The 25,120-nt window shown below is 41.2% G+C and carries 26 protein-coding genes; 19 read left to right on the top strand and 7 right to left on the bottom strand.

Annotated elements, in window-relative coordinates; genetic code table 11:
- Positions 1-30: 30 nt before the first annotated feature.
- From AC20OE_RS09845 to moaD, 5 genes are read left to right on the top strand one after another with little or no spacing between them, the layout of a single operon-like run.
- Positions 31-1,047, top strand: a complete 1,017-nt coding sequence (locus tag AC20OE_RS09845; RefSeq protein WP_144495018.1) for a thiazole biosynthesis adenylyltransferase ThiF — start codon at positions 31-33, stop codon at positions 1,045-1,047.
- Positions 1,048-1,056: 9 nt separating this feature from the next.
- Positions 1,057-2,334, top strand: coding sequence for a molybdopterin molybdotransferase MoeA (locus AC20OE_RS09840; protein ID WP_186366074.1), 1,278 nt, complete (start codon positions 1,057-1,059; stop codon positions 2,332-2,334).
- Entirely contained in the window at positions 2,316-2,840 is a 525-nt protein-coding gene (gene mobB, locus AC20OE_RS09835; RefSeq protein WP_144495014.1) for a molybdopterin-guanine dinucleotide biosynthesis protein B, read from the top strand. Before AC20OE_RS09840 ends, mobB begins: the two co-directional genes overlap by 19 nt.
- Positions 2,837-3,328, top strand: a complete 492-nt coding sequence (locus AC20OE_RS09830) for a molybdenum cofactor biosynthesis protein MoaE (RefSeq protein ID WP_058837772.1) — start codon at positions 2,837-2,839, stop codon at positions 3,326-3,328. Before mobB ends, AC20OE_RS09830 begins: the two co-directional genes overlap by 4 nt.
- Positions 3,321-3,554, top strand: coding sequence for a molybdopterin converting factor subunit 1 (gene moaD / locus AC20OE_RS09825; RefSeq protein WP_039178180.1), 234 nt, complete (start codon positions 3,321-3,323; stop codon positions 3,552-3,554). Before AC20OE_RS09830 ends, moaD begins: the two co-directional genes overlap by 8 nt.
- A 47-nt stretch (positions 3,555-3,601) precedes the next feature.
- On the opposite strand, the gene AC20OE_RS09820 is transcribed toward moaD, so the two are convergent.
- Complete coding sequence (locus AC20OE_RS09820; protein WP_034281609.1) at positions 3,602-3,979, bottom strand: Rok-like winged helix domain-containing protein; 378 nt, start codon at positions 3,977-3,979, stop codon at positions 3,602-3,604.
- A 517-nt stretch (positions 3,980-4,496) separates the two neighbouring features.
- On the opposite strand from AC20OE_RS09820, the gene yknW reads away from it, so the two are divergent.
- The 8 genes from yknW to lepB all read left to right on the top strand — a co-directional run bounded on the left by yknW (position 4,497) and on the right by lepB (position 12,780).
- Complete coding sequence (yknW, locus tag AC20OE_RS09815; RefSeq protein WP_058837771.1) at positions 4,497-5,123, top strand: YknW family membrane protein; 627 nt, start codon at positions 4,497-4,499, stop codon at positions 5,121-5,123.
- Between the two features lie 9 nt (positions 5,124-5,132).
- Positions 5,133-6,230, top strand: coding sequence for an efflux RND transporter periplasmic adaptor subunit (locus AC20OE_RS09810; protein ID WP_058837770.1), 1,098 nt, complete (start codon positions 5,133-5,135; stop codon positions 6,228-6,230).
- A complete protein-coding gene (locus AC20OE_RS09805) occupies positions 6,227-6,928 on the top strand; it encodes an ABC transporter ATP-binding protein (protein ID WP_487268820.1) in 702 nt (233 codons plus the stop codon). The genes AC20OE_RS09810 and AC20OE_RS09805 overlap by 4 nt, the downstream gene beginning before the upstream one ends.
- A complete protein-coding gene (locus tag AC20OE_RS09800; RefSeq protein ID WP_058837768.1) occupies positions 6,915-8,108 on the top strand; it encodes an ABC transporter permease in 1,194 nt (397 codons plus the stop codon). Before AC20OE_RS09805 ends, AC20OE_RS09800 begins: the two co-directional genes overlap by 14 nt.
- A 318-nt stretch (positions 8,109-8,426) precedes the next feature.
- Complete coding sequence (locus AC20OE_RS09795; protein ID WP_039178192.1) at positions 8,427-9,182, top strand: DeoR/GlpR family DNA-binding transcription regulator; 756 nt, start codon at positions 8,427-8,429, stop codon at positions 9,180-9,182.
- On the top strand, positions 9,179-10,090 hold the full coding sequence (gene pfkB / locus AC20OE_RS09790; protein ID WP_039178195.1) for a 1-phosphofructokinase: 912 nt from the start codon (positions 9,179-9,181) through the stop codon (positions 10,088-10,090). Before AC20OE_RS09795 ends, pfkB begins: the two co-directional genes overlap by 4 nt.
- A 13-nt stretch (positions 10,091-10,103) precedes the next feature.
- Entirely contained in the window at positions 10,104-11,996 is a 1,893-nt protein-coding gene (locus AC20OE_RS09785) for a PTS fructose transporter subunit IIABC (RefSeq protein WP_268502112.1), read from the top strand.
- A 211-nt stretch (positions 11,997-12,207) separates the two neighbouring features.
- Positions 12,208-12,780: a signal peptidase I gene (lepB, locus tag AC20OE_RS09780; RefSeq protein WP_029706712.1), complete on the top strand. Its 573-nt coding sequence runs from the start codon at positions 12,208-12,210 to the stop codon at positions 12,778-12,780.
- Between the two features lie 63 nt (positions 12,781-12,843).
- On the opposite strand, the gene AC20OE_RS09775 is transcribed toward lepB, so the two are convergent.
- The gene (locus AC20OE_RS09775) at positions 12,844-13,119 is read right to left on the bottom strand and encodes a hypothetical protein (protein WP_039178200.1); all 276 of its coding nucleotides are present in this window, start codon (positions 13,117-13,119) and stop codon (positions 12,844-12,846) included.
- 143 nt (positions 13,120-13,262) lie between these two features.
- On the opposite strand from AC20OE_RS09775, the gene AC20OE_RS09770 reads away from it, so the two are divergent.
- Complete coding sequence (locus tag AC20OE_RS09770) at positions 13,263-14,882, top strand: ABC-F family ATP-binding cassette domain-containing protein (protein ID WP_041084974.1); 1,620 nt, start codon at positions 13,263-13,265, stop codon at positions 14,880-14,882.
- A 34-nt stretch (positions 14,883-14,916) separates the two neighbouring features.
- Here the strand turns inward: AC20OE_RS09770 and AC20OE_RS09765 are convergent, their stop codons facing one another.
- The 3 genes from AC20OE_RS09765 to mreBH all read right to left on the bottom strand — a co-directional run bounded on the left by AC20OE_RS09765 (position 14,917) and on the right by mreBH (position 17,470).
- Positions 14,917-16,149 (bottom strand): aminopeptidase, encoded by a 1,233-nt coding sequence (locus tag AC20OE_RS09765; protein WP_440601750.1) that lies wholly within the window; start codon positions 16,147-16,149, stop codon positions 14,917-14,919.
- Between the two features lie 107 nt (positions 16,150-16,256).
- A complete protein-coding gene (locus AC20OE_RS09760; protein WP_003210922.1) occupies positions 16,257-16,388 on the bottom strand; it encodes a protein YkpC in 132 nt (43 codons plus the stop codon).
- Between the two features lie 74 nt (positions 16,389-16,462).
- Positions 16,463-17,470, bottom strand: coding sequence for a rod-share determining protein MreBH (gene mreBH / locus AC20OE_RS09755; protein WP_024424745.1), 1,008 nt, complete (start codon positions 17,468-17,470; stop codon positions 16,463-16,465).
- A gap of 276 nt (positions 17,471-17,746) precedes the next feature.
- Between mreBH and abhA the strand changes: the two genes are divergently transcribed.
- The 5 genes from abhA to ade all read left to right on the top strand — a co-directional run bounded on the left by abhA (position 17,747) and on the right by ade (position 23,020).
- Entirely contained in the window at positions 17,747-18,025 is a 279-nt protein-coding gene (gene abhA / locus AC20OE_RS09750; protein ID WP_017359400.1) for a transcriptional regulator AbhA, read from the top strand.
- A gap of 144 nt (positions 18,026-18,169) precedes the next feature.
- On the top strand, positions 18,170-19,480 hold the full coding sequence (locus AC20OE_RS09745) for an ATP-binding protein (RefSeq protein WP_058837764.1): 1,311 nt from the start codon (positions 18,170-18,172) through the stop codon (positions 19,478-19,480).
- 4 nt (positions 19,481-19,484) lie between these two features.
- Complete coding sequence (locus AC20OE_RS09740; protein WP_216431179.1) at positions 19,485-20,321, top strand: gamma-glutamylcyclotransferase family protein; 837 nt, start codon at positions 19,485-19,487, stop codon at positions 20,319-20,321.
- Between the two features lie 37 nt (positions 20,322-20,358).
- The gene (locus tag AC20OE_RS09735; RefSeq protein ID WP_008345123.1) at positions 20,359-21,027 is read left to right on the top strand and encodes a potassium channel family protein; all 669 of its coding nucleotides are present in this window, start codon (positions 20,359-20,361) and stop codon (positions 21,025-21,027) included.
- A 262-nt stretch (positions 21,028-21,289) separates the two neighbouring features.
- Positions 21,290-23,020: an adenine deaminase gene (gene ade / locus AC20OE_RS09730; protein WP_487268819.1), complete on the top strand. Its 1,731-nt coding sequence runs from the start codon at positions 21,290-21,292 to the stop codon at positions 23,018-23,020.
- Positions 23,021-23,112: 92 nt separating this feature from the next.
- Here ade and rnjA read toward each other — a convergent pair whose 3' ends face one another.
- Together rnjA and AC20OE_RS09720 are read right to left on the bottom strand one after the other, a co-directional pair.
- Positions 23,113-24,780, bottom strand: a complete 1,668-nt coding sequence (rnjA, locus tag AC20OE_RS09725) for a ribonuclease J1 (protein ID WP_012009818.1) — start codon at positions 24,778-24,780, stop codon at positions 23,113-23,115.
- 5 nt (positions 24,781-24,785) lie between these two features.
- Positions 24,786-24,995 (bottom strand): DNA-dependent RNA polymerase subunit epsilon, encoded by a 210-nt coding sequence (locus AC20OE_RS09720; protein ID WP_008345114.1) that lies wholly within the window; start codon positions 24,993-24,995, stop codon positions 24,786-24,788.
- Positions 24,996-25,120: the final 125 nt, after the last annotated feature.

Here is a 25,120-nt window from a genome sequence, read left to right as displayed (position 1 = left end):
TACATAAAAAACGGTGAGGAGAGAACAGCATTGAATGACCGATATTCAAGACAAATCTTGTTCCCTCCGGTTGGGGAAAAAGGACAGAATGCGCTGGCTGAAAGTCATGTTCTGATCGTTGGAGCCGGTGCACTTGGTACCGCTTCTGCGGAAGGGCTTGTCCGGTCTGGCATCGGTACGCTTACGATTGTCGATCGTGATTATGTGGAATTTTCAAATTTACAGCGGCAGCAGCTCTACACGGAACATGATGCAAAGGCACATGTACCAAAAGCAGCTGCGGCACAAAAACGTCTCGAGCAGATCAATCATGAAGTGACCATACACGCTCTGATTGAAGATGCAGGGGCGGAGCTGTTAAGGCCGTTATTCCAGAGAGCAGATATCGTCATTGATGCAACAGATAATTTTGAGACAAGAATGGTGATGAATGACTTATCACTAGAAACGAAGACGCCGTGGATATATGGCGCTTGTGTGAGCAGTCAGGGGATGTATATGACCATATTGCCGGATAAAACGCCATGTTTATCATGTGTGTTCACGGCAATGCCTGTTGGCGGCTTGACGTGTGATACAGCGGGGATTATTTCACCTGCTGTTCAAATGGTTTCTGCTTATCAGCAAACAGAGGCACTAAAATATTTAACAGGGCATGAAGATCAAATCGAGCGGAAATTTGTCACGTTTGATCTTTGGCAGTCCACATCATTTAAAATGGATTTATCTCTAACTAAAGAGAAGAACTGTCCAACTTGCGGCATCGCAAGAACCTATCCTTATTTACATGATCAGCGTAAAAAATCGACGGTTCTTTGCGGACGTGACACTGTTCAAATTGTTTCAAAGGATTTAGCAGAACTCTCATTTCAGCATATGAAAGAGCGGCTCTCATCTATTTGTGAGGTGGAAGTAAACGACTTCTTAATCCATGTACGCTACGAAAATTACCGGATGGTCTGTTTCAAAGGAGGACGTGCATTAATCCATGGAACAAATGATGAAAAAGAAGCCAATTCATTGCTAGCAAGACTGCTAGGGATATAGGAGTGAAGTGTGATGGAAAGACGGCAGCCAATACCAGTAGAAGAGGCCATAAAGAAAGTTCACCAATACGAAAAACATGGAGAAATAGAATGGGTCCCTTTAAAGGATAGCCTTGGAAGGTTTATTGCAGAAGATATTTTGGCAGACCATGATGTTCCGGCATTTGATCGTTCTCCGTATGATGGATTTGCGCTTCGGGCAGAAGATACAAAAGAAGCGTCAAGTGCGCATCCAGTTGAATTCGAGGTCATTGATCATATTGGTGCAGGAATGGTCTCAGCAAAAACCATCGGTCCCTTTCAGGCCATCCGTATTATGACAGGGGCAAAAATTCCAAATGGAGCAAATGTCGTCATCATGATCGAGCTGACGAAGACTTTCGAAAAAGACGGCAAATCATTCATGTCACTGAAAAGACCGCTGAAAAAGGGAGACAATATTTCTCGTCAAGGAGAAGAGGTTCTCAAAGGAAACGTGATGGTCAAAAAAGGAACAGCTGTCACTTCTGGCGTCACGGCTCTTTTGGCGACATTTGGATATGCGGTAGTGCCAGTTGTCAAAAAACCGGTGATTGGCATTATTTCAACGGGCACAGAGCTTCTTCAAGTAAGTGATGCCATGGTAGACGGCAAGATTAGAAATAGTAATCTGAGTATGGTCTATGCGCAGGTACTTGAGGCCGGAGCTGATCCGCTAGATTTAGGCGGAGTCTCCGATGATTTTGACAAAAGTTATCATGCAGTAAAAGCAGCCATGAGCAAGGTAGACATTCTGATCACAACAGGCGGCGTGTCTGTGGGTGATTTTGACTTTCTGCCTGCCATTTATGAAAAGCTGGGAGCCAAGGTACTGTTTAATAAAGTAGCCATGAGACCTGGAAGTGTGACGACTGTGGCTGCAATGCCGAATGGTCAATTGCTGTTTGGTCTGTCTGGAAACCCTGCTGCCTGTTTTGTGGGCTTTGAATTATTTGTGAAACCGATCATTTATAAATGGTATATGAAAGACAATCCGTTTCCTGCTTTTGCTGAGGCGAAACTCACACATGATTTTCCAAAAGCCAATCCGTTTACTCGTTTTGTCAGGGCGGCTCTTCAATTCACTGGGAGTCAGATCAGTGTGACTCCGACAGGTCTTGATAAATCAAGTGCAGTGACCTCTATTGCAGAGGCTGACTGTTTCATCATGCTGCCTGGGGGAACAAGAGGTTTTCAAGCAGGTGATCAAGTTGATGTTCTGCTGTTTCAGCACAAAGGCGGTGGGTCTCCATGCTGGATGACAAATTAAGCATATTACAGGTGGTCGGTTTTCAAAATAGTGGCAAGACCACATTAATCGAAAAGCTCTGTCAGCTGGCCGAACGTGAAGGACTGAAGCTAGGCTGCTTTAAACACCATGGACATGGGGGGACACCAGATCGTCTTGTCAAAGAAAAAGATACTGATCGATATATTCAGGCAGGTGCCTATGCCGCAGGTGTGGAAGGAGAAGGTGAATTTCACTTTTCGATGCAGGACTTCACGTTAGAACAGCTGCTCAACATGTGTCAGCATCTTCCGTTAGACGCTGTTCTCATAGAGGGGTACAAACAGGCGCCTTATCGCAAAATCGTTTGTGTAAAGAATGAAGAGGAGCTTATTGACCTTTCCGCTCTTTCCAATATACAAGCAGCTATTTATTTTTCTCAAGAAGATCAATTAACCGAAAATTACCCGTTTCCTGTGTTTTCAGCTTTTGATAAGCGCGGGATGACATTTGCTTTTCACTTATTGAAGGGAGGCGGCACGTTTTGAGCGAACTTTTTAAAATAACAAAAACGCCGATTGAGGTAAACGAATTGATTCAGCATGTGACAAGACGAAAGGCAGGGGCGATTACGACGTTTATTGGGACGGTCAGAGAATGGACAAACGGCAAGAAAACATTGCGTTTAACCTACGAAGCATACATACCAATGGCGGAAAGCATGCTAAGGCAGATTGGACAAGAAATCAAAAATCGATGGCCTGACACTGAAGCAGCGATTGTGCACCGGATTGGAACACTTGAGATAACGGATATTGCTGTTGCGATCGCCGTTTCGTCTCCTCATAGGAAGGCTGCCTACGAAGCCAATGAATATGCCATTGAACGAATCAAGGAAATTGTTCCCATTTGGAAAAAAGAATATTGGGAAGACGGAGAGGCCTGGATAGGTGATCAGCTTGAAACGGTTTCATATCCAGAAGGTAAACCTAGCAATCTTCAACTTGCAGAGAAAGAAGGTGATCAGCATGATTAATGTATTATTGTTCGCCGGCCTTGCTGAGAAGGCCGGTAAACAACAAATCATCATTCAAAAAGATCAAACAACGGTTGATGAGATTAAAATAGAATTACAGGAGGTATATGGTGTTGATGCTGCACAAAACGTAATGGTTGCAGTCAACGAAATATATACGAGGGAAAATGCTGAAGTGCGTAGCGGGGACACTGTTGCACTCATTCCTCCTGTAAGTGGTGGATAATAGATATTAGAGGATTTGGTTATGGCCACCCGGCTGTAACCAATTTTTTATGTGTGAAAAGTTTGTAGAGGTACTTGGGTGTGATCTTCGTAAATAAAACATCCCCTTCTTGCTTTAGAAATGTGAGGATCGAGCTGCTGAATGAGATCATACAATTCGCTGATTCGTCTCACATTGAAATCTGTTTGGGCTTGAAGCTGTTCCTTTAATTCTTTTGTGCTCACAATGCTTCCCTTTTTCTCTTTGATAATATCTACACATCTTGCAGCGTAGTATATTTTGTCATTAGAAGGTCTGCTTTCTTTCATATCAAGTAATTTGAGCTCATGATAAATCGATTCTCTTTCCTTTCGAAAGTATTGCCATGCTTCTTGTTCCTTTTCATACAGTAAAATCAATTGCATTTTCAATTTTTCTCTTAACATTCACTTGACTCCATTTCCACTATCATTTAACCTACCTCTATTTTACATTATATGAAAAAATAACTTTTGATCAAGTAAAATCCCTTTATTTTTAATTTTTTAATATGAAAGTATTGATACTAAAGACTTATTTGTTCTGTAAAAGAAACCAATCATAGTCCTATAAAGCCGGGATTTGTCGAAATTAATAGGATTATTTTAACAAAAAATTGTTGTGTCTATCTAAGACCATGCGAATTCAAAAGAAAAGGATATTTATTCCGAAAGACATATTGTTTACTTAATAAAATGTTTTTAGGTCAGTAAAAGCACGATTCTTGGTATGAATATGGTCGGATCATGAGGTCATTTGAAGGGTTTCTTTCGTGAAAATAGAATAATAGATAAAATTTTTTCTCAACGAAAATAAGAAAATCAAATGTTCGATCACTTATTGGCAATCTTTTGATAAAATAGAAAGAAAAAGAGCGTTATTGTGCGTTTGCATACTTGCTTGACATAGAGAGGATGACATTTGATGAAAGAAAACATGGACAAACCTACGATCATTGGAGTGAGTACAAGACCATCAGAGCACCTGAAAAGAGTATGGGAAAATCCAGTTGTTTGGTGGCCTTTATCTTGTGTGCTTATTTTAACAGTCGTTGTGACTTATTTGTCTGAGCTCGTAAATAAGGGAATGTGGGCAGATTTAAGTTTGCCGATACCTGTTGTTTATGTGGTGACACTCATTGGTCTCGTATTTGGGATTGTCATCAATGCGGCTATATATAAGCTCATCGTATTTTTAGCGAAAGGTGATGCATCATTTCGGCAGCTTTTTTCAGCGGTCCTGTTCATTACACCCGTTACGATCATTGGGACAATTATTTCTCATTTGGCAGTCATCCTTTTTCATGTTCCAAAAGACATCACGGTTACCTCGTTAAACGCGCTCATTCGAATTTCTGGTCCATGGCAGGCGGTGTTAGCCAATATCGATCTATTTGTGATCTGGAATCTTGTTTTAACTGGCTTTTTATTCATCCAAGTTGGGCGTATATCACCGAGAATTTCTTGGGTGATTATAGGCGTTTTTTATATCTTATCGTTAATTTTTCAATATGTAGGAACAGCAATTAACATATCAGTAAGCTGGGGGTAGAAGGTTTTTATGAGAAAGAAAATCATCATTGGATCTATTTTAATTATTGTGATTGGACTATTTATTGGATTTAATATTGCGAAAAACCAAGCAAAGCCTGCTTCTACAGCAGCGATTAAAACAGTCAAACTCACGCCAAAAGAAATCACCTCTACCGTGATGACACCGGGGACACTTTCATTCTTTGAAGAGCAGTTCATCTATGAAGAAGAGGAAAAGGGGAAATTGAAGGAAATTGCTGTGAAAGAAGGGGAAAAGGTAAAGGCTGGAACGCCGCTTCTTACATATGAAAATAAGGAACTGGAGCTTGAAGAGCAGCAGCAAGCACTAGCCGTTGAATCAAGTACATTAAACCTGGAACAATTGCAAAATCGGCTGAGTGAATTAGAGGAGAAAAAAGCAGGCGCTAATATCAAAAGCGAGCGAGATCAGCTTCAATTAGAACTGAAAGCGGCTGAATTAGAACAAAAGCAAGCAGAGATCAGCCAAGAAAAAGTAAAGGCTCAAATAGAAGATTTAACCGTACATAGTAAAATTGATGGAACAGTGATTTCCATTGAGCAAGAGGCAGGGGCAGGGGGGGCGGAAGAAAGGCAGCCGATCATTCATATTGGTCATGATAAAAAAATGATCGTGCGGGGTTTGATCTCAGAGTATGATGCCATAAAAATCAAAAAGAAACAAAAAGTGAAGGTAACGTCTGATGTCATTCGCGGGAAGAGCTGGCAAGGAGTCGTGAAAAAAGTAGGCACTGTTCCTGTCCAGACAGCAGTCGAAACAACTTCGAGCGACCAAACGGTTCAATATCCTGTTGAGGTAGAAATAAAGGGAAAGAAACCTGAGGCGAAGCCTGGTTTTAAAATGATCATGGAAATTCAAACAGATAAGCGCCAAGCGCAAACAATTCCTGAAACAGCGGTAAAAAAAGAGACTGATGGACAATACGTTTATGTTGTTGAAAAAAATGAATTGAAAAAAGTAAAAGTGGTCATAGGGGAAACGTCAGGTCATGATCTTGAAGTGACAAAAGGTGTCAAGGCAGAGGATCAAATCATTGCTCATCCAACAGATGACATGTATGACGGAATGGAAGTGAATGCTGAATGATTCAGCTTTCCAACGTGACAAAAAGCTATGAGGTCGCACACGAAACATTTGATGTATTAAGTGATATGAATCTTGTCATTGTAAAAGGCGAGTATATGTCCATTATGGGCCCGTCCGGCTCTGGAAAATCAACATTAATGAATATTATTGGCTGTTTAGACCGCCCAACGACAGGACAATATCATTTTCAAGGTACAGAGCTGTCAGCAGCAAAGGACCAGGAGCTTGCGGTCATTCGAAATCAATCCATTGGATTTGTTTTTCAGCAATTTCATCTGCTGCCAAGGTTAAATGCGAGGCGCAATGTGGAACTGCCGATGATTTACGCTGGGATCAGTCAAAAGGAAAGAAAAGAACGTGCGGAATTGGCACTGGAAAAGGTTGGTTTGGCAGATCGAATGAAACATATGCCAAGTGAGTTGTCAGGAGGACAAAAGCAAAGGGTGGCAATTGCACGTGCGATTGTCAATAAGCCTCAGCTGATTTTAGCAGATGAACCGACTGGTGCTCTCGACTCAAAAACAAGCATCTCAATTATGGAACAGTTTACACAGCTGAATGAGGAAGGGACAACGATTGTGCTTGTCACCCATGAAGAAGAAATAGCTGCGTATACAAATCGGACTGTCGTTGTGAGAGATGGACGGCTTGTTGAAGATAGATGGATACAAGGGGACGCTATGAATGAAACTCTTTGAAAATATCAAAATAGCGCTGAATTCGGTTTTAGCTCATAAATTACGTTCTATTTTAACGATGCTTGGGATTATTATTGGTGTTGGATCAGTCATTGCAGTCGTGGCGATCGGTCAAGGCGGTGAGCAAATGTTAAAAGGATCGATTTCAGGTCCAAACAATACCATTGATATGACATATACGCCTTCTGACGAAGAATTAAATGCAAATCCAAATGCCTTATTCGAAGCATCATTTACTGAGGAAGACATAAAAAGCATTAGGACAATCAACGGGGTGGAGCAGGTCGCCTCCTCGACTGCACAAGGAATGCAGCTGAGGTTTCAAGATACGACAGTTGATGCGACAGTTAACGGTATAAATGAAGGGTATACAAATGTACATTCATTACAAATCGCAGAAGGACAGGATTTAAGAGATATTGATTTTAGAAGCGGCAGAAGAGCTGCTCTTATCTCAGATGGCTTACAAAAAGAACTATTCAACGGACAAAAGGCATTAGGCGAACTGATTTGGATGAACGGACAGCCAGTTGAAGTCATCGGTGTGTTAGCAAAACAGAAAGGGATGTTTTCATTTGATATGAATGAAATCTATGTCCCATTTGCGATGCTCACCTCCACACTTGGTATGAGTGAATATGATAAGTTGTCTATTCAAGTCGCACATGCTGATCAAATGAAGGAAGTAGGAAAGAGCGCGGCTGCCATATTAAATGAAAATCATCATACAGAAGATGCTTACGAAATGATCAATATGGAAGAAATCGCAGAAGGGATTGGTCAAATAACATCCGTTATGACAACGATCATTGGCTCAATAGCCGGGATCTCTTTACTTGTTGGCGGAATCGGTGTGATGAATATTATGCTCGTTTCTGTGACAGAGAGGACAAGAGAAATCGGTATTCGAAAGGCGATGGGCGCAACAAGGGCTCAAATCCTCGTCCAGTTTTTAATTGAGTCTGTCGTTTTAACACTCATCGGCGGGTTGATGGGGATTGCACTTGGTTTAGGCGGAGCTTCGTTAGTATCACTATTTGCCGGCTGGCCGTCTCTTGTATCTTGGCAAGTAGTATGTGGAGGCGTACTGTTTAGTATGCTCATTGGTATTGTTTTTGGGTTAATTCCTGCGAATAAAGCAGCGAGACTAGACCCTATTGAATCGCTCAGGTATGAATAAATCGAAGAGGAAAGAAGCATACAAACAGTTTACATTCGCCTTCATTACCCATCAAAAGCTTTTATGCAAATCGCATAAAAGCTTTTTTTAGTTCCATTGAATGAAATAAAAAATGATAGAAATGCTAATATCATGACTTTCATCTTATTGTCACATATTTTTCAGTTTACAAATGGTACATATAAAGGTAAGATGACCATGGTGAAAGATTTTGATAGTTATTGAATGTATTTGATTGTTTTGTATTGATAATGTTGAAAAAAGCGATTACAATAAAGGTGCGCGCAAAATGAATACGTTTTCAAAAGGGGTGTTTGCATGTTAACACCGGAAAGACATCAACTCATTATCGACAGCTTGGAAGAAAATGATGTCATTAAAATACAGGACTTAACGATGATGACGGATGCGTCTGAATCTACAATTAGAAGAGATTTATCAGCCCTTGAAGAAAAAGGATTTCTTAAAAGGGTTCATGGAGGAGCAGCCAAGATTTCGAGTATTCGCCTTGAACCAGATGTATTTGAGAAATCTGCCAAAAACCTTCAAGAAAAGTCATTGGTAGCAGAGGCAGCGGCATCTCTTTTAAAACAGGGCGACTGTATTTATTTAGATGCTGGTACAACCACACAGCAAATGATTGAATATATCGATCCAGATCAAGATATTGTCGTGGTGACAAACGGTGTGATGCACATTGAAGCCCTCATGAGAAAAGGTATTACCTTTTACTTGATAGGCGGATCAGTGAAACATCGAACAGGAGCCATGGTTGGAGCCGCAGCTTTGACAGCGATGGAGAATTATCGTTTTGACAAAAGCTTTGTTGGGACAAATGGCATTCATCCCGAGGCGGGTTTTACAACACCTGATCCAGAGGAAGCACTCATGAAAAAAAGAGCCATGAAACAGGCGAAAAAAACCTATATCTTATCAGATGCCTCGAAGTTTGGCGAAATATCGTTTTCAACCTTTGCTAGTTTACAGGAAGCCACCATTATCACAAACGACGCAAAAGAAGATTCATTCGATAATTACCATGAAAAAACGGTTATAAAGGTAGTGAAAACATGATTTATACAGTTACTTTAAACCCATCAGTTGATTACATCGTACACGTGGAGGATTTTGCAGTCGGCGGTTTAAATCGTTCAACCTATGATCAAAAATATCCAGGTGGTAAAGGAATCAATGTCTCAAGGCTATTAAAACGTCACGGTGTTGAATCGAAAGCACTTGGATTCATTGGTGGATTTACAGGCAAATATATTCAAAATTTTTTACAGAACGAACAATTACAAACAGCCTTTCACGAGGTGTCAGAAGATACAAGGATCAATGTGAAACTAAAAACAGGTGAAGAGACAGAAATCAACGGACTCGGCCCATCTATTACTGAAGCGCAATTTGAGTCGTTTCTATCTCAATTTTCTTCATTGACTGAAGGAGATGTCGTTGTTTTAGCTGGCAGCATTCCTTCATCATTACCTCATAACACATATGAGCGTATTGCTGAAGTTTGCCGAGAGCAAGGTGTAAGAGTTGTTCTTGATATTTCTGGCGAAGCGTTAAAAAAAGCAGCAGACATGAAACCGTTCTTAATGAAGCCAAATCATCATGAACTGGGTGAAATGTTTGAGACGAGTATTTCATCAGCAGCAGAAGCCATTCCTTATGGGAAAAAGCTGTTAGAACAAGGTGCTGAGCATGTCATCGTCTCCATGGCTGGTGATGGCGCCCTCTTATTCAGTAAAGAAGGAATCTATCAGTCCAATGTTCCAAAAGGAACGCTCGTTAATTCAGTTGGAGCAGGGGATTCAGTCGTTGCAGGGTTTTTAGCCGGCGTTTCAAAAGGCCTTTCAATTGAAGAGTCATTTAAGCTTGGTGTCACTTCAGGAAGCGCTACAGCCTTTTCTGAGGAGCTTGGCACAAAAGAGCTTGTCGACACACTATTACCACAAGTAAAAGTCACACGCATTTAAAGGAGGAGTCATCATGAAAATTACAGAACTACTCACGAAGCATACCATTAAGCTTCAATTAGACAGCCAGCAGAAAGAAGCAGTCATTGAAGAGCTTGTCACTGTTTTAGATACAGCAGGCAAGTTAAATGATAAAGAGGGCTATAAAGAAGCTGTGATTAATCGTGAAAAACAGAGCTCTACTGGTATTGGTGAAGGAATTGCCATCCCGCACGCTAAAACAGCAAGTGTAAAAGAGCCTGCCATTGCATTTGGCCGCTCCACTGCTGGTGTAGATTATGAATCACTGGACGCTCAGCCGAGTCATCTTGTCTTTATGATTGCCGCAACTGAAGGCGCAAACAACACGCACTTAGAGGCACTTTCTCGTTTATCTACACTTCTTATGCGTGAAGAAATTCGAAAGCAGCTTCTTGAAGCGGCGACTGAAGATGAAATCATTGAGATCATCAATACACATGATCAAGATGATGAAGAAGAAGAGGAAGTTCAAGAAGAGCCGGCTGCAGAAGGAAAACCTGCTAAAATTTTAGCGGTAACAGCTTGCCCGACCGGCATTGCACATACATTTATGGCAGCAGATGCTTTGAAAGAAAAAGCAAAAGAAATGGGCGTTGACATTAAAGTTGAAACAAACGGCTCTGGCGGTATTAAACATGCCCTTACAGCAAAAGAAATTGAAGAAGCACCAGCCATCATTGTGGCAGCGGACAAGCAAGTTGAAATGGAACGCTTTAAAGGCAAACATGTCATTGAAGTCCCTGTAACAGCAGGTATTCGCCGTCCGCAGGAATTAATTGAAAAAGCCATCAATCAAGATGCGCCGATTTATAAAGGTTCAGGCGGCAGTTCTTCTAAAGACGAAAATGAATCATCTGGCAAAGGAAGAAGCGGATTTTACAAGCACTTAATGAGTGGTGTAAGTAACATGCTTCCATTTGTTGTCGGAGGCGGTATATTAGTTGCGATTTCATTCTTCTGGGGTATTAACTCAGCAGATCCTAAGGATCCTTCATTTAATTCATTTGCAGCTGTCTTAAAAGGAATTGGCGGCGATAATGCGCTTGCCTTAATCGTTGCGGTATTAGCTGGATTTATTGCCATGAGTATTGCAGATCGTCCAGGTTTTGCGCCAGGTATGGTCGGTGGATTTATGGCGTCAGCAGCAGGTGCAGGGTTCTTAGGTGGACTGATTGCTGGTTTCCTAGCAGGTTACATTGTTGTGCTGCTCAAAAAAGTATTCACATTCGTACCGCAGACACTCGACGGAATTAAACCGGTCCTGCTGTATCCATTGTTCGGTATTTTCTTCACAGGCATTATCATGCATTATATTGTCAACACACCAGTGAAAATGGTAATGGACGGATTAACACATTGGCTTGAATCATTAGGTACTGGAAACCTTGTTTTAATGGGTATTATTTTAGCTGGTATGATGGCAATTGATATGGGTGGCCCAATTAACAAAGCGGCTTACACATTTGGTCTTGCAATGATTGCTGCTGGCAACTATGCACCGCATGCTGCGATTATGGCAGGCGGAATGGTTCCACCACTAGGTATTGCACTTGCAACAACGATCTTTAGAAATAAGTTCTCAAAACGTGACCGTGAGGCAGGGATTACATGCTACTTCATGGGAGCTGCCTTCATTACTGAAGGGGCGATCCCGTTTGCGGCGGCAGATCCTCTTCGTGTGATTCCTTCAGCTGTTATTGGTGCAGCAGTTGCTGGCGGATTAACGGAATTCTTTAGAGTGACGCTTCCTGCACCGCATGGCGGACTATTTGTTTTCTGGGTAACAAACCATCCAGTTCTTTACATCATCAGCATCTTAATCGGTGCTATTGTGACAGCGATTTTACTGGGTATTTTGAAAAAACCGGTTCAACAAGAAGCGTAATGCAGAAGAGAAGCATCGTGAAAAACGGTGCTTCTTTTTGTTTAATCATCTGTGAATTAGGAAAAAATATCTAATTAGATGGTTGTCTTGTGAATTTTTAAATGACATATGATAAAGTAAAGTTATTCAATTCACGTTTCAAGTCTTTTAGCAGAAAGTCTTAGGAGGAAGCAGTATTTTGAACGAAGAAAACAAACAAAACGAAAATGACATTCAATCTGATGCGAAGCAAGCCAAAACAGAGAAGAAAAGTTCACTGTTTGAATGGATCAAAGCCATTTTAATTGCACTTGCGCTCGTCTTGCTCATCCGTACATTTATATTTGAACCGTATGTAGTGGAAGGAGAGTCAATGGAACCGACACTTCATGACGGGGAAAAGCTGTTTGTCAACAAAACCATTAACTATCTCGGTGGTGTGAAACGCGGTGACATCGTGATTATTAATGGAAAAGATGGACAGAAGATTCATTATGTCAAACGATTGATCGGCCTTCCAGGTGATACGATTGAAATGAAGGATGATACGCTTTACATTAATGGTAAAAAAGTAGATGAGCCTTATTTAAAAGAGAACAAGGCGCATGCGAAAGAGTATGAAGTGCATTTAACTGGAGATTTTGGTCCAGTGAAAGTACCGAAAAACGATTACTTTGTGATGGGGGACAATAGACTCAATTCCATGGACAGCAGAAATGGACTTGGCCTCATTGAAAAGGATCGGGTTGTCGGGACATCAGAATTTGTTTTCTTCCCGTTTGGCGACATTCGACAGACAAAATAAAAGCACCTTCTCAGAGGCAAGAGAAAGGTGCTTGAACGAGCGACCCTTACAGAAGGGTCGTTTTTAATTTGGCGTGAGCACTGTAACAATGATCACAATGGCTAGTACCGAAGCGAATACAGATCCGGTAATGGCTAATACGGATCGAAACAATCCGATTTTTTTGTTTTCTTTTCCCCGCTTTTGTAAAAAGCGTTTGGAAAAGATGTGGACCAGTGTGTAAATGAGGACAAGCCCAATATAAAGGCCAAAGTCCTTCGCATTAAAGCCTGTTGCAGATAAATAAATGCCCATAAAGAAAATCAATAAACAGTATTCCATCAGTGTGAGTAATCTCAAATCGCCCGAACTCCTTCAATCAATCATTCCCGTTTATTATACCATAATGGACAAAAAGCCTTCGTTCTTAGCGAGAGACGTTTCTATCAAACGTTATTCATGTTATACTTCATAATGATGAATGAGTGATGGAGGATTAATAAATGATTGCAGTAAATAATGTTAGTTTGCGCTTTGCTGATCGTAAACTATTTGAAGAAGTAAATATTAAATTCACTCCTGGCAACTGCTACGGATTAATTGGTGCCAATGGAGCTGGTAAATCAACGTTCCTAAAGATTCTTTCTGGAGAAATTGAGGCTCAAACGGGTGATGTTCATATGAGCCCTGGTGAGCGTTTAGCGATTTTAAAACAGAACCACTTTGAATACGAAGAGTTTGAAGTGCTAAAAGTCGTCATCATGGGTCACAAACGTCTATATGACGTGATGCAGGAGAAAGATGCGATCTATATGAAACCTGATTTCTCAGATGAAGACGGGATTCGTGCAGCCGAGCTTGAAGGTGAGTTTGCTGAATTAAACGGATGGGAAGCTGAAAGTGAAGCAGCGATCCTATTAAAGGGTCTTGGCATTCCAGAAAGCCTTCAATCGAAGAAAATGTCTGAGCTTGGCGGTTCTGAAAAGGTAAAAGTACTTTTAGCTCAAGCTTTATTCGGCAAGCCTGACGTTCTTCTTCTCGATGAGCCGACGAACCACTTGGACTTACAAGCAATCCAGTGGCTCGAAGAGTTCCTCATTAACTTTGAAAATACCGTCATCGTCGTTTCGCATGATCGTCATTTCTTAAACAAAGTATGTACACATATTGCGGACCTTGATTTCGGAAAAATCCAAGTATACGTCGGTAACTATGATTTTTGGTATGAGTCCAGTCAGTTAGCGCTGAAACTAAGCCAAGAAGCAAATAAGAAAAAAGAAGAACAAATTAAGCAGCTTCAAGAATTCGTTGCCCGGTTTAGTGCGAACGCTTCTAAATCGAAGCAAGCGACATCAAGAAAGAAATTGCTTGATAAAATCTCTTTAGATGACATTAAGCCGTCTTCACGTAAATATCCGTATGTTCATTTTGCGCCAGAGCGCGAAATCGGAAATGATGTCCTTCAAGTAGAAGGTCTATCAAAAACAATTGACGGTGTGAAAGTACTTGATAATGTCAGCTTTATTATGAACCGTGAAGATAAAATTGCGTTCTTAAGCCGTAATGAGCTTGCTGTGTCCACGTTATTTAAAATCCTTGCTGGTGAAATGGAGCCAGACAGCGGATCATTTAAATGGGGTGTCACAACGTCACAAGCCTTTTTCCCGAAAGACAATAGTGAATATTTTGAAGGAAACGATGTTGATCTCGTTGATTGGCTTCGTCAATATTCTCCGAATGATCAAAGTGAGAGCTTCCTGCGTGGTTTCTTAGGACGTATGCTTTTCTCTGGGGAAGAAGTGAAGAAAAAAGCAAGTGTCTTATCAGGAGGAGAAAAGGTTCGTTGTATGTTATCAAAAATGATGCTGTCTGGAGCGAATATTTTGCTGCTGGATGAGCCAACGAACCACTTAGACCTAGAATCCATTACAGCGCTGAATAACGGCCTCATGAGCTTTAAAGGAGCAATGCTCTTCTCATCTCATGACCATCAGTTTGTTGAAACAGTCGCAAACCGAATTATCGAAGTGACGCCAAATGGCATCGTCGATAAACAAACAACATATGATGAGTTCTTATCAGATCAAGACATCCAAAAAAGACTTGAAGAGCTTTACGCATAACAAAGAAAAGACATCCTATGGATGTCTTTTTTGATTAAATCGCCCAATTTCCATTTCGGAAGATCGGTTCGCGTTTCCCGTCTTTTGTAATCCCGTCAATATTCATTTCCTTTGAACCAATCATGAAATCAACGTGTGTAATACTGCTGTTCACACCTGCTGCGTCTAATTCTTCTCGTTTCATTTCTTTTCCGCCTTCGATATTAAACGCATATCCGCTGCCGATCGCAAGGTGATTTGATGCATTTTCATCGTAAAGTGTATTGTAATAAAGAATATTGGAATTAGAAATTGGTGAATCATCTGGTACGAGGGCAACCTCACCTAGATAATGAGAGCCTTCATCTGTTTCAACGAGAGATTTTAAAATATCTTCGCCTTCTTTTGCTTTCACATCCACAATCCGGCCATTTTCAAAGCTTAATGAAAATTCATCAATGATGTTTCCAGCATAGCTGAGCGGCTTAGTGCTTGAGACGGTCCCATTGACACCGTCTTTTTTCGGTACGGTAAAGACTTCTTCTGTAGGCATGTTGGCCATGAAGGAGACGCCGCGTTCACTTACGCTGCCAGCACCTACCCAAATATGCTGCTCTGGAAGCTCAATCGTTAAGTCTGTGCCCGGTGCTTCATAATGAAGCTTGTGGTAGTGGCGTTCATTGAGTATTTTGACCTTTTCATTTAATGACGCATCATGCTTTTTCCAAGCCTCAACAGGATCTGCTTGATCAGCGCGTGCGACTTTAAAGATTTGATCCCACAATAAAGTGACAGCTTCTTCATCTGTATGATCAGGGAAAATCTTTTTCGCCCATTCTTTTGATGCAGCACCTACGACCGTCCAAGCGACTTTGTCAGATTGAACGTATTGACGATATGTATGTAGTGCTGAACCAGCAGCTTTTTGCTGTGCAGCGATTTTTTTCGAATCAATGCCTCGCAGAAGGTCAGGGCTTTCTGACAGGATGGTAATAAAAGCACCGCCGCGTTTTGCGATGGTTTCCATCATCTGTGCTTCCCATTCTGGGAATTGCTCAAAGACATCCTGTGGCGCATGTTCAAATTTTAAACGGGTGAGAACACCATCACTCCAGCGGATATGTATGTTTTTCGCCCCGCGCTCATACGCGTGTTTCGCGACAAGACGAACAAGGTGTGCAGATTCAGTAAATGCGGATACAACCACTTCCTGCCCCTTTTGTACATTCACACCGACTTCAACGATGGTCTTAGCATATTGATCTAGTTGTTTTTCAAATGAACTCATAAAAAACCCTCCTTTAGTCATGTTCATCATATCAGATTTATGACCGAAAAGGAAAATGGGGAGCACGCTTAAAGCCAAAATAAAAAAGCCGCTTTCGTGCGGCTTTTTTAGCGGTTCAGTTGTTTCACAGGCTGTGCATTAGAAGGCGGCATATGTGAAAACGACAGGCTCATTCCTCCTAAAATAATACCCGTTAAAATGACTGTGACAACGACCCGTTTACCTAAATCAAGCAACATGTTCTTCCTCCTTCACGTTTATCCATTTCTCACGATATGATCGAAATGACGAAAAAAGAAGTAGAACGTGAAGATTATTTTAATGTTTTTTGCAATTTGTCGATGACTTCTAATGAACGACCTGTTCCAATGGCAACAGACTCAAGTGGATTAGCTGCAATATGAACTGGAACAACAATCTCTTGAGAGAGCCATTCTTGAATTCCATTTAACAGAGCGCCTCCGCCAGTTAAAATGACGCCGCGGTCTACAATATCTCCGCTTAGCTCTGGAGGGCTGTCCTCTAATGTGGCACGAATCGCTTCTAAAATATGAAGAAGTGATTCTCGCATAGCGCCTTGAATTTCATGAGAGACAAGTGTGATCGTTTTTGGCAGACCTGTCACAAGGTCGCGCCCGCGCACTTCTAATGATTCAGGCTCATGCTCAATAAGACCATACCCAATTTCCATTTTCACCTGCTCGGCAGTCCGTTCGCCGATTAATAGGTTATATTTCTTTCTGACAAACGTAATGATATCTTCATCCAGCTGATCGCCGCCAATTCGGATCGAATGACAAGAGACAACACCGCCAAATGAAATAATCGCAACTTCTGTTGTTCCGCCGCCAATATCGACTACGACGTTCGCAACAGGCTCGTCTACCGGAAGATCAGCACCGATTGCAGCTGCAACAGGTTCTTCAATTAAATGCACATGTTTTGCTCCACAGTTTTTCACAGCATCGCTGATGGCGCGGCGCTCAACAGCTGTTGATCCAGAAGGTGTACATACAACGACAGTTGGTTTTCTAAAGGTAAACCCGATATTTTTTCCTGCTTTTTTCATGATCTGTTTAAGTAAATCTGTTGTCATATCATAATCAGCGATAACACCGTCTTTCATCGGACGGATCGCAACAATTTTCCCAGGTGTTTTCCCGATCATTTCTTTTGCTTCTGATCCGACGGCAAGTACAGTCTTTGTTTCTGTATCGACTGCCACGACGGACGGTTCATTTAAAATAATTCCCTTATTTTTACTATAAACCAATATGTTAGCTGTTCCTAAATCAATTCCAATTTCGGCATTTTGAAACATGTTTTCACCCAATCTCTATTTTTGCTGTTTTAAACAATTTTACATTTAAAAGTTCAGAGGGTTGATGTCATTTGTGGGGGTTTGTGATCACCTTGAAATGAATCTGTAAAATTCAAGTATCATTTTGACAATCACAATAAATTTTCCCTTTGTTTTTTCTTTTATGAAAAAAAATTTTATAGAGGAGAAACCTTTTAAGAATCTCTTACGTCTACGATATATCAATTGGTGAAAAACAGATTGATCTTGAGCTAATGAAAGAAAGAGGGAACGAAATTGAAATCTATCGGAGTCGTAAGAAAAGTAGACGAACTAGGGCGTATTGTCATGCCAATCGAATTGAGAAGAGCACTTGATATCGCTATTAAAGACAGTATGGAATTTTTTATAGATGGAGATAAAATCGTCTTGAAAAAATATCAGCCAGAGGGTGTTTGTCTCATGACTGGTGAGATTACATCAGAGAACCATGAATACGGAAATGGTCAAATTACATTAAGCGCTGAAGGCGCAGAACTGCTGTTAAAAGAGCTGCAAGAAGCTCTTCAGCAGTAATCGAAATAGCCTGCTCTCTTCCTTTGTGCTGAGAACAGGCTATTTTTCTTTAAAAAAGTTCCTTAAAAATGCCCCATCTCCCTCAAAAAATAAGTGGAAAATGGTACAATTGACAAAGAATCTCAGGGCGGCAGGTGGAATTATTTGAACAAAACATATCAAGTGCGGATCGTGTTATCTGTTCTTGCATTTATCTTAATCATAAGCTGGGATTTCTTTTATTATCTAGGCGGCTATCAAATTAATTGGCCGCTCGATTTAGCCTTTACAGTCGTTGTGTTAGCAGGGATCTGGGTTGTCTCAGGGTATGTAGACCGCTTGACTTTGCTTGTGTCAGATCTAAATAAAAGAGAAAAAGAAGCACACGAACTGACAGAGCGGCTGAATCGAATTACAGATAACTTGCAGGAAATCGTCTTTGAAACAGATGAAAAAGGGCACATCATTTTCTTAAATCAAGCATGGAAACAAATGACCGGCTATGACATAGATGAATGTCTAGGTACGATGTACAATCAGTACTTTGATCAAGAAGAAAGAGTTATTCAGCATTTGTCATCTGTCATCAAAGAACATAAAGATTCAGGACGGATCGAGCTCCAGCTTCTTCATAAAGAGGGAAAGAAAGTATGGGGAGACGTTCATTATAAGCTCTACTTTGATGAAGAGCACCAGTTTACTGGAGGTATAGGAACAGTTGCAGATATTACAAAACAAAAGCTGGCAAAGCTTGAGCTTGAAAGGTCAAATCAACAATTGCAAATGCAGGCGCAAAAGCTGGCCGTTGCAGGACAAATCGCCGCTGGAATCGCCCATGAAGTCAGAAATCCGCTGACCTCAGTAAACGGCTTTTTGCAGCTGATGAAAACTCAATATCCTGAAAGAACCGATTATTTTGACATTATCTTTTCCGAAATTAAACGGATTGATTTTGTTTTAAGTGAACTGCTTGTGCTGGCAAAGCCGCAGTCGGTCCATTTTCAAGAAGTTCAGCTTCATGGACTGTTAGAGCAGGTCATTACATTGCTAAAAACCAATGCAGTCCTTTCGAATATTGATCTCAAACAGCCATTTAAAAAGCAGGATGCCGGAGCTATATTAGCAGACGCTAACCAAATGAAGCAGCTGTTCATTAATTTAATCAAAAATGCCATTGAGGCAATGCCTGAAGGCGGCAGCATATACATATCAACAGAAAAAGTGATGAACGAATGGAAAATTACCATTCAAGATGAAGGAAAAGGGATGTCTGAAGAGGATATTCAGAAAATCTATGATCCTTTCTTCTCCACGAAAACAGAAGGGACGGGACTTGGCCTCACCATCTGTGCAACGATTTTAAAAGATCATCACGGTAGGATGGATGTGGTCAGTGAGCTGGGAAAAGGTACAACTTTTCATATCTATTTACCTGTGTGTCAAAAAAGCAGACAGCAGCAAGGCGAGAGGACGTGATTTCATGAAGGCGAAAGCTTTATTTGTATATGGGACGCTTCTGCAGCATGAAGAACACCACGAGACATATATGAAAGAAAGCAGACCATTAGCTAAATCAGCTTGGATCAGCGGCAAAATCTATGATACAGGTCAAGGATACCCTGCGTGCGTTCCAGAAGAAACAAGCACAGTATATGGAGAATTGTACGAGGTAACCGCAAGCACGCTGAATAAGATAGATTTACTTGAGGAAGGGTATGACAAGCAGGTGGTCGATGTCATGACAGACCGGGGGCTGGTGGCGGCTATTACATACACTTTACCAAAACAGAAGGCATCAGCGCTGAAGGAAATCGAGACTGGCTGCTGGAAGGAATATAGACTATGGCAGCAGAGGCCGGCATCCTTCTATTATTTTGCCTATGGCTCTTGTATGGATGATGCAAGATTTAAACTGGCAGAAGTCGATCATTATTTTAAACAAATCATCGGCGGTGGTGCTCTGAACGGCTTTACAACTAGATTTACATTGGTGAGGCCTGATGGGTCAAGAGCCGATATGGTAGAAGACGGCGGAGAAACAGAGGGCGTTTTATATGAGGTTCCTTTTGATGCCATTCGATATTTGTACAAACGAGAAGGCGTATATGAGGGCACATATCGTCCAGCTTTTGTGGATGTTAAAATAGGTGACCAAATATATGAGGACTGTTTAACCTTTCTTGTTCTTCAAAAGAGCGAAGAAATTGCTCCACCAGGTCATTACCGCAGTGAAATTGAAAAAGGAGCAGACCTCTACTTAAGTGAAGCGTTCCGTAAAAAAATTCGCTCGCATATGGATTCATTAATCAAACCGTAGTAAAATGCATGGTAAGTGAGATAAAAGGAGTCTGAACATGAAAAAGGAATATGCAGTCATTGGTCTTGGACGCTTTGGCGGAAGTATTTGCAAAGCGCTGAGCGAAGAAGGACTTGAAGTCATGGCCATGGATATGAATGAAGATCGAGTGAACGAATACGCGAAAATTGCTTCACATGCGGTCATTGGCGATTCGACAGACGAATCGGTTTTAAAAAATCTCGGTATTCGTAATTTTGATCATGTCATCGTTGCGATTGGTGAAAACATTCAGGCCAGTATTTTGACGACGATTATGCTGAAAGAGCTTGGCGTCAAAATGGTCACAGTAAAGGCGCAAAACGACTATCACGAAAAGGTACTAAATAAAATTGGGGCTGATCGCATCGTTCATCCAGAGCGAGACATGGGCAGACGAATTGCACATAAAATCATCTCCAACAACGTATTAGATTATCTTGAGCTGTCAGATGAGTACAGCCTCATTGAAATCGTTGCCAACAGCAGGCTTGCAGGGCATTCTCTTTTAGATCTCGATATTAGAGCGAGATATGGCATTAATATTGTGGCGATAAAGCGTGGGAAAGAAGTGATTGTTTCACCACTCGCAGATGAAATGATTCAAAAAGAAGATATTCTCATTGTCATCGGGGCAGTAGCCGATATTGGACGCTTTGAAAAACGAGAAATGCAGAACGATTATTAAACACTCCGGAGCGGGGTGTTTTTTATATTGTTGTGTACACACAGGACGGACAGTGAGGAGAGAAGAAGACACTAAAAAAGGGTTGTTTTGTTCTGCATAAACAGCAAAAGCCAATCATCATATTTTTCGTGCAATTATCACTATTCAGAAATAAAAATCAGCCTTTTTATCTGGATGATTTTCTCTAAATGTCATTGACTGGGCAAACAGATTCGTTTACGATAAGAAACATTATATTGTTTACTTGGAGGAGGCAGTGTCGTTGGATAAGGAGCTTTTCAGACATCAAATTGAAGTAGCTGCAAAGAGAAAAAAAGCAGCCTTAGTGATTAAACATGCGAAGGTTATGGACGTGTTTAACCAGGAATGGATAGACGCTGATGTCGCTGTTGAAAATGGACAAATAGTAGGAATTGGAGAGTACGAGGGAGAACAGGAGCTGGATGCAGCAGGTCAAATGCTTGTACCCGGTTTTATTGATGGCCACGTTCATATCGAGTCCTCTATGGTGACCCCTGCTGAATTCTCCAAAGCTGTCGTCCCGCACGGTGTGACAACTGTCGTAACAGACCCGCATGAAATTGCCAACGTGTCAGGGATCTCAGGCATCCGTTTTATGCTGGAAGAAGCGAGAAAAGCTGCCTTAAATATTTATTTCATGCTGCCATCCTGCGTACCGGCAGTTAGTTTTGAACGATCAGGTGCTGTTTTAAAAGCGAAAGATTTAAAGCCTTTGTATCAAGAGAAAGAGGTTCTTGGTCTTGCTGAGGTGATGGATTACGTCGGTGTAGAGCAGGCAGAAGAAGATATGCTTCAAAAGCTGCTTGATGCACAAAACGAACATAAACTGATTGATGGCCATCTAGCAGGCTTAACAGACCGATTAATAAACGTTTACCGCACAGCAAGTGTCCAAACAGATCATGAGGTAACAACAGCCAGCGAAGCCCTTGAACGTGTAAAACGAGGCATGTATGTCATGCTAAGAGAAGGCTCTGTTGCCAAAAACGTGAAAAACGTTTTACCAGCTGTGAATGAAAAGAATGCGAGACGTTTTTTCTTTTGTACCGATGATAAACATTTAGATGATTTAATGGCAGAGGGAAGTATTGACGAACAAGTACGTATGTCTATAAAAGAAGGGTTAGACCCATTTTTAGCGTATCAAATGGGAAGTTTAAACGCAGCAGAGTGTTTTGGCCTCAAAACAAAGGGAGCCATTGCGCCAGGCTTTGATGCTGATTTTATGCTCGTCTCTGATCTTCATCAAGTCGACATCACCAGCGTATTTATTGCAGGAGAATTGGTGGCGCAGCATGGAGAGTACAAGCCAAGTGTCGAAAAAATTGCACCGAGTCCAGCATTATTACAATCTGTTCATACTATAGACGTTCAAGAGCAAGATCTGGCACTGCCTATCACAGCTCATCAAAAAATGAATGTGATCCGCATTATTCCGAATCAGCTAGAAACAAAATTAGAACAAGTCTCTCCTTCAGAAACGAACGGACAATTCACTAGTGATACAGAAAGAGATGTATTAAAAATGGTGCTTGTCGAACGCCATCAAGGCTTATCTGAAATGGGGATAGGGGTTGTCAGCGGCTTTGGATTAGAAAAGGGCGCAATTGCAACAACGGTTGCGCATGATTCTCACAATTTAATTGCGGTTGGCACAAATGATGCTGATATCGTAAAAGCCATTGACGTGTTAAAAGAAGCAGGCGGCGGTTTGACTGTTGTCAAAAATGGCGAGTCTCTTCATACGCTGCCATTACCGATATCTGGTTTACTTTCAGATCAGCCGGCACATCTTGTAAATGAAAGCCTTCATGCGCTCCATGAAGCGTTAAAAGAAACAGGCTTTAATTTAGACTTTAATCCATTTTTGACGCTGTCCTTCTTGGCACTCCCAGTCATTCCTGATGTGAAAATGACGACAAAGGGTTTGTTTGATGTCAGAAGCTTTCAGCATCTCCCAATTCAATCATAAAAAAGAGAAACCGCATATGTATATATGCGGTTTTTTCAATGAATGGTGAAAAAAAGAGACAGAGCCAAGCGGCTTGTGTCTCTTTTTTGTGATTACACTTCCATAATAATCGGTAAGATCATTGGACGGCGTCTTGTTTTTTCATAAAGGAAAGGTGCAAGAGTGTCAGTAATTTCGTTCTTGATTTCAGACCACTGAGTTGTCTTACGTTCCATTACTTTTTCAAGATGCTTTGAAATTAAATCCTGTGCATCGTTGATAAGGTCTCCAGATTCTCTCATGTAGACAAAACCTCTTGAGATCAAATCAGGTCCAGCAGAGATTTTGAATTCTTTCATGTCCATGCTGACGACTACAATGACAAGACCCTCTTCAGAAAGAATGCGGCGGTCTCTTAAAACGATGTTTCCGATATCGCCAATACCGCTTCCATCGATATACACGTTGCCTGATGGAATTTTGCCAGCGACACTTGCTTCGTCACCTTTCAGTGCAAGAACTTCACCGTTATCCATGATAAAGCAGTTTTCCTCAGGGATGCCGCAGTCATTCGCAAGCTTGATATGCGTTTTTTGCATGCGGTATTCACCGTGAATCGGCATAAAGAATTTTGGTTTAATTAAACGGAGCATCAGTTTTTGTTCTTCTTGTCCGCCGTGACCAGATGTATGAATATTATTAAGCGAGCCATGAATGACCTCAGCGCCTGCACGATAAAGCTGGTTAATGGTGCGGCTTACGCTAATATTGTTACCTGGGATTGGTGAAGATGAGAAGACAACAGTGTCTCCAGGGTTAATCGAAATCTGGCGGTGAGTACCGTTCGCAATACGAGAAAGAGCTGCCATCGGTTCACCCTGGCTACCAGTACAAAGAATGGTTACTTTGTTTGCTGGAAGGCGGTTGATTTCATTATGTTCGATAAACGTGTTTTTTGGACATTTAATATAGCCAAGATCTTGTCCAATATCAATAGCAGACTCCATACTGCGTCCAAATACAGCGACTTTTCTGCCGTTGGCAACAGCAGACTCAATCACTTGCTGAAGTCTGTGAATGTTTGAAGCAAACGTGGCAAAGATGATACGTCCGTCGACTTTTCTAAAGATGTCATCAATGCTTTCACCTACACGTCTTTCAGACATCGTAAATTCTGGGATTTCACTGTTTGTACTATCAGATAAAAGACAAAGTACGCCTTCTTTTCCGATCTCAGCCATTTTGGTTAAATTGGCAGGCTCGCCAACAGGAGTAAAGTCAAACTTGAAATCACCTGTATGTACGATGTTACCAGGAGGTGTCTTGACGACAATTCCATAAGAATCTGGAATACTGTGTGTCGTTCTAAAGAAAGACACAGCTGTTTTTCTAAATTTAATGGTATCTTCTTCTTCAAAAATGTGAAGTTTTGTTTGTCTCAAGAGACCATGCTCTTCCAATTTATTACGAAGTAGGCCGATTGCGAGTTTGCCGCCGTAAACTGGAATATTCACTTGCTTGAGAAGGTAAGGGATACCGCCGATGTGATCTTCATGTCCGTGAGTGATGAAAAGACCTTTGATTTTATCTTCGTTTTTAACTAAGTACGTATAGTCAGGGATGACGTAGTCAATTCCAAGAAGCTCATCTTCAGGAAACTTAATACCAGCATCAATTAAAATGATTTCATCTTGAAATTGAACGCCATACGTGTTTTTACCGATCTCGCCTAAACCGCCGAGCGCAAAAACTGCCGCCTGATCGTTTTTTACAAATTTCATTCCTCTCATAGCTCCAATACTTTAAAATTTTCACTTTCTCGTTCATAGTCTAAAAAAGCACCGTCTACAGGCTGAATGAATTCAATGTTGTAGTTATGTTTTTTCAACTTATCGCGTACGTCTCTTTCAGAAACCGCTTCAACGTATAGTGAATCTGTGTGTTCTCTTACAGGTACCTCAGTAGTACTTGCCTGAAAAAATACCTTATATATCATCCAAATCTCTCCTTAAATACCGTATGTTACACTCGCTTATTCTATTATATTAAAAAAACGCGCATAAGAAAAGTCTCTGAGAAAAAAGGATCTTCGGCAAATGTGCGAAAGATCCCTTTAAGCAA

The organism is Bacillus sp. SRI_025 (assembly GCF_057592095.1).
The sequence above is the reverse complement of the archived record's forward strand: the minus strand, read 5'-3'. Positions and strand labels throughout refer to the sequence as shown.

What these genes read in the sequence shown, in the direction of transcription:
- mobB (WP_144495014.1), top strand. Translation starts at nt 2,316, where the DNA reads ATGCTGGATGACAAATTAAGCATATTACAGGTGGTCGGTTTTCAAAAT.
- moaD (WP_039178180.1), top strand. Translation starts at nt 3,321, where the DNA reads ATGATTAATGTATTATTGTTCGCCGGCCTTGCTGAGAAGGCCGGTAAA.
- AC20OE_RS09820 (WP_034281609.1), bottom strand. Translation starts at nt 3,979, where the DNA reads ATGTTAAGAGAAAAATTGAAAATGCAATTGATTTTACTGTATGAAAAG.
- yknW (WP_058837771.1), top strand. Translation starts at nt 4,497, where the DNA reads ATGAAAGAAAACATGGACAAACCTACGATCATTGGAGTGAGTACAAGA.
- AC20OE_RS09810 (WP_058837770.1), top strand. Translation starts at nt 5,133, where the DNA reads ATGAGAAAGAAAATCATCATTGGATCTATTTTAATTATTGTGATTGGA.
- AC20OE_RS09805 (WP_487268820.1), top strand. Translation starts at nt 6,227, where the DNA reads ATGATTCAGCTTTCCAACGTGACAAAAAGCTATGAGGTCGCACACGAA.
- AC20OE_RS09800 (WP_058837768.1), top strand. Translation starts at nt 6,915, where the DNA reads ATGAAACTCTTTGAAAATATCAAAATAGCGCTGAATTCGGTTTTAGCT.
- AC20OE_RS09795 (WP_039178192.1), top strand. Translation starts at nt 8,427, where the DNA reads ATGTTAACACCGGAAAGACATCAACTCATTATCGACAGCTTGGAAGAA.
- pfkB (WP_039178195.1), top strand. Translation starts at nt 9,179, where the DNA reads ATGATTTATACAGTTACTTTAAACCCATCAGTTGATTACATCGTACAC.
- AC20OE_RS09785 (WP_268502112.1), top strand. Translation starts at nt 10,104, where the DNA reads ATGAAAATTACAGAACTACTCACGAAGCATACCATTAAGCTTCAATTA.
- AC20OE_RS09770 (WP_041084974.1), top strand. Translation starts at nt 13,263, where the DNA reads ATGATTGCAGTAAATAATGTTAGTTTGCGCTTTGCTGATCGTAAACTA.
- AC20OE_RS09765 (WP_440601750.1), bottom strand. Translation starts at nt 16,149, where the DNA reads ATGAGTTCATTTGAAAAACAACTAGATCAATATGCTAAGACCATCGTT.
- AC20OE_RS09760 (WP_003210922.1), bottom strand. Translation starts at nt 16,388, where the DNA reads ATGTTGCTTGATTTAGGTAAACGGGTCGTTGTCACAGTCATTTTAACG.
- mreBH (WP_024424745.1), bottom strand. Translation starts at nt 17,470, where the DNA reads ATGTTTCAAAATGCCGAAATTGGAATTGATTTAGGAACAGCTAACATA.
- AC20OE_RS09740 (WP_216431179.1), top strand. Translation starts at nt 19,485, where the DNA reads ATGAAGGCGAAAGCTTTATTTGTATATGGGACGCTTCTGCAGCATGAA.
- AC20OE_RS09735 (WP_008345123.1), top strand. Translation starts at nt 20,359, where the DNA reads ATGAAAAAGGAATATGCAGTCATTGGTCTTGGACGCTTTGGCGGAAGT.
- rnjA (WP_012009818.1), bottom strand. Translation starts at nt 24,780, where the DNA reads ATGAAATTTGTAAAAAACGATCAGGCGGCAGTTTTTGCGCTCGGCGGT.
- AC20OE_RS09720 (WP_008345114.1), bottom strand. Translation starts at nt 24,995, where the DNA reads ATGATATATAAGGTATTTTTTCAGGCAAGTACTACTGAGGTACCTGTA.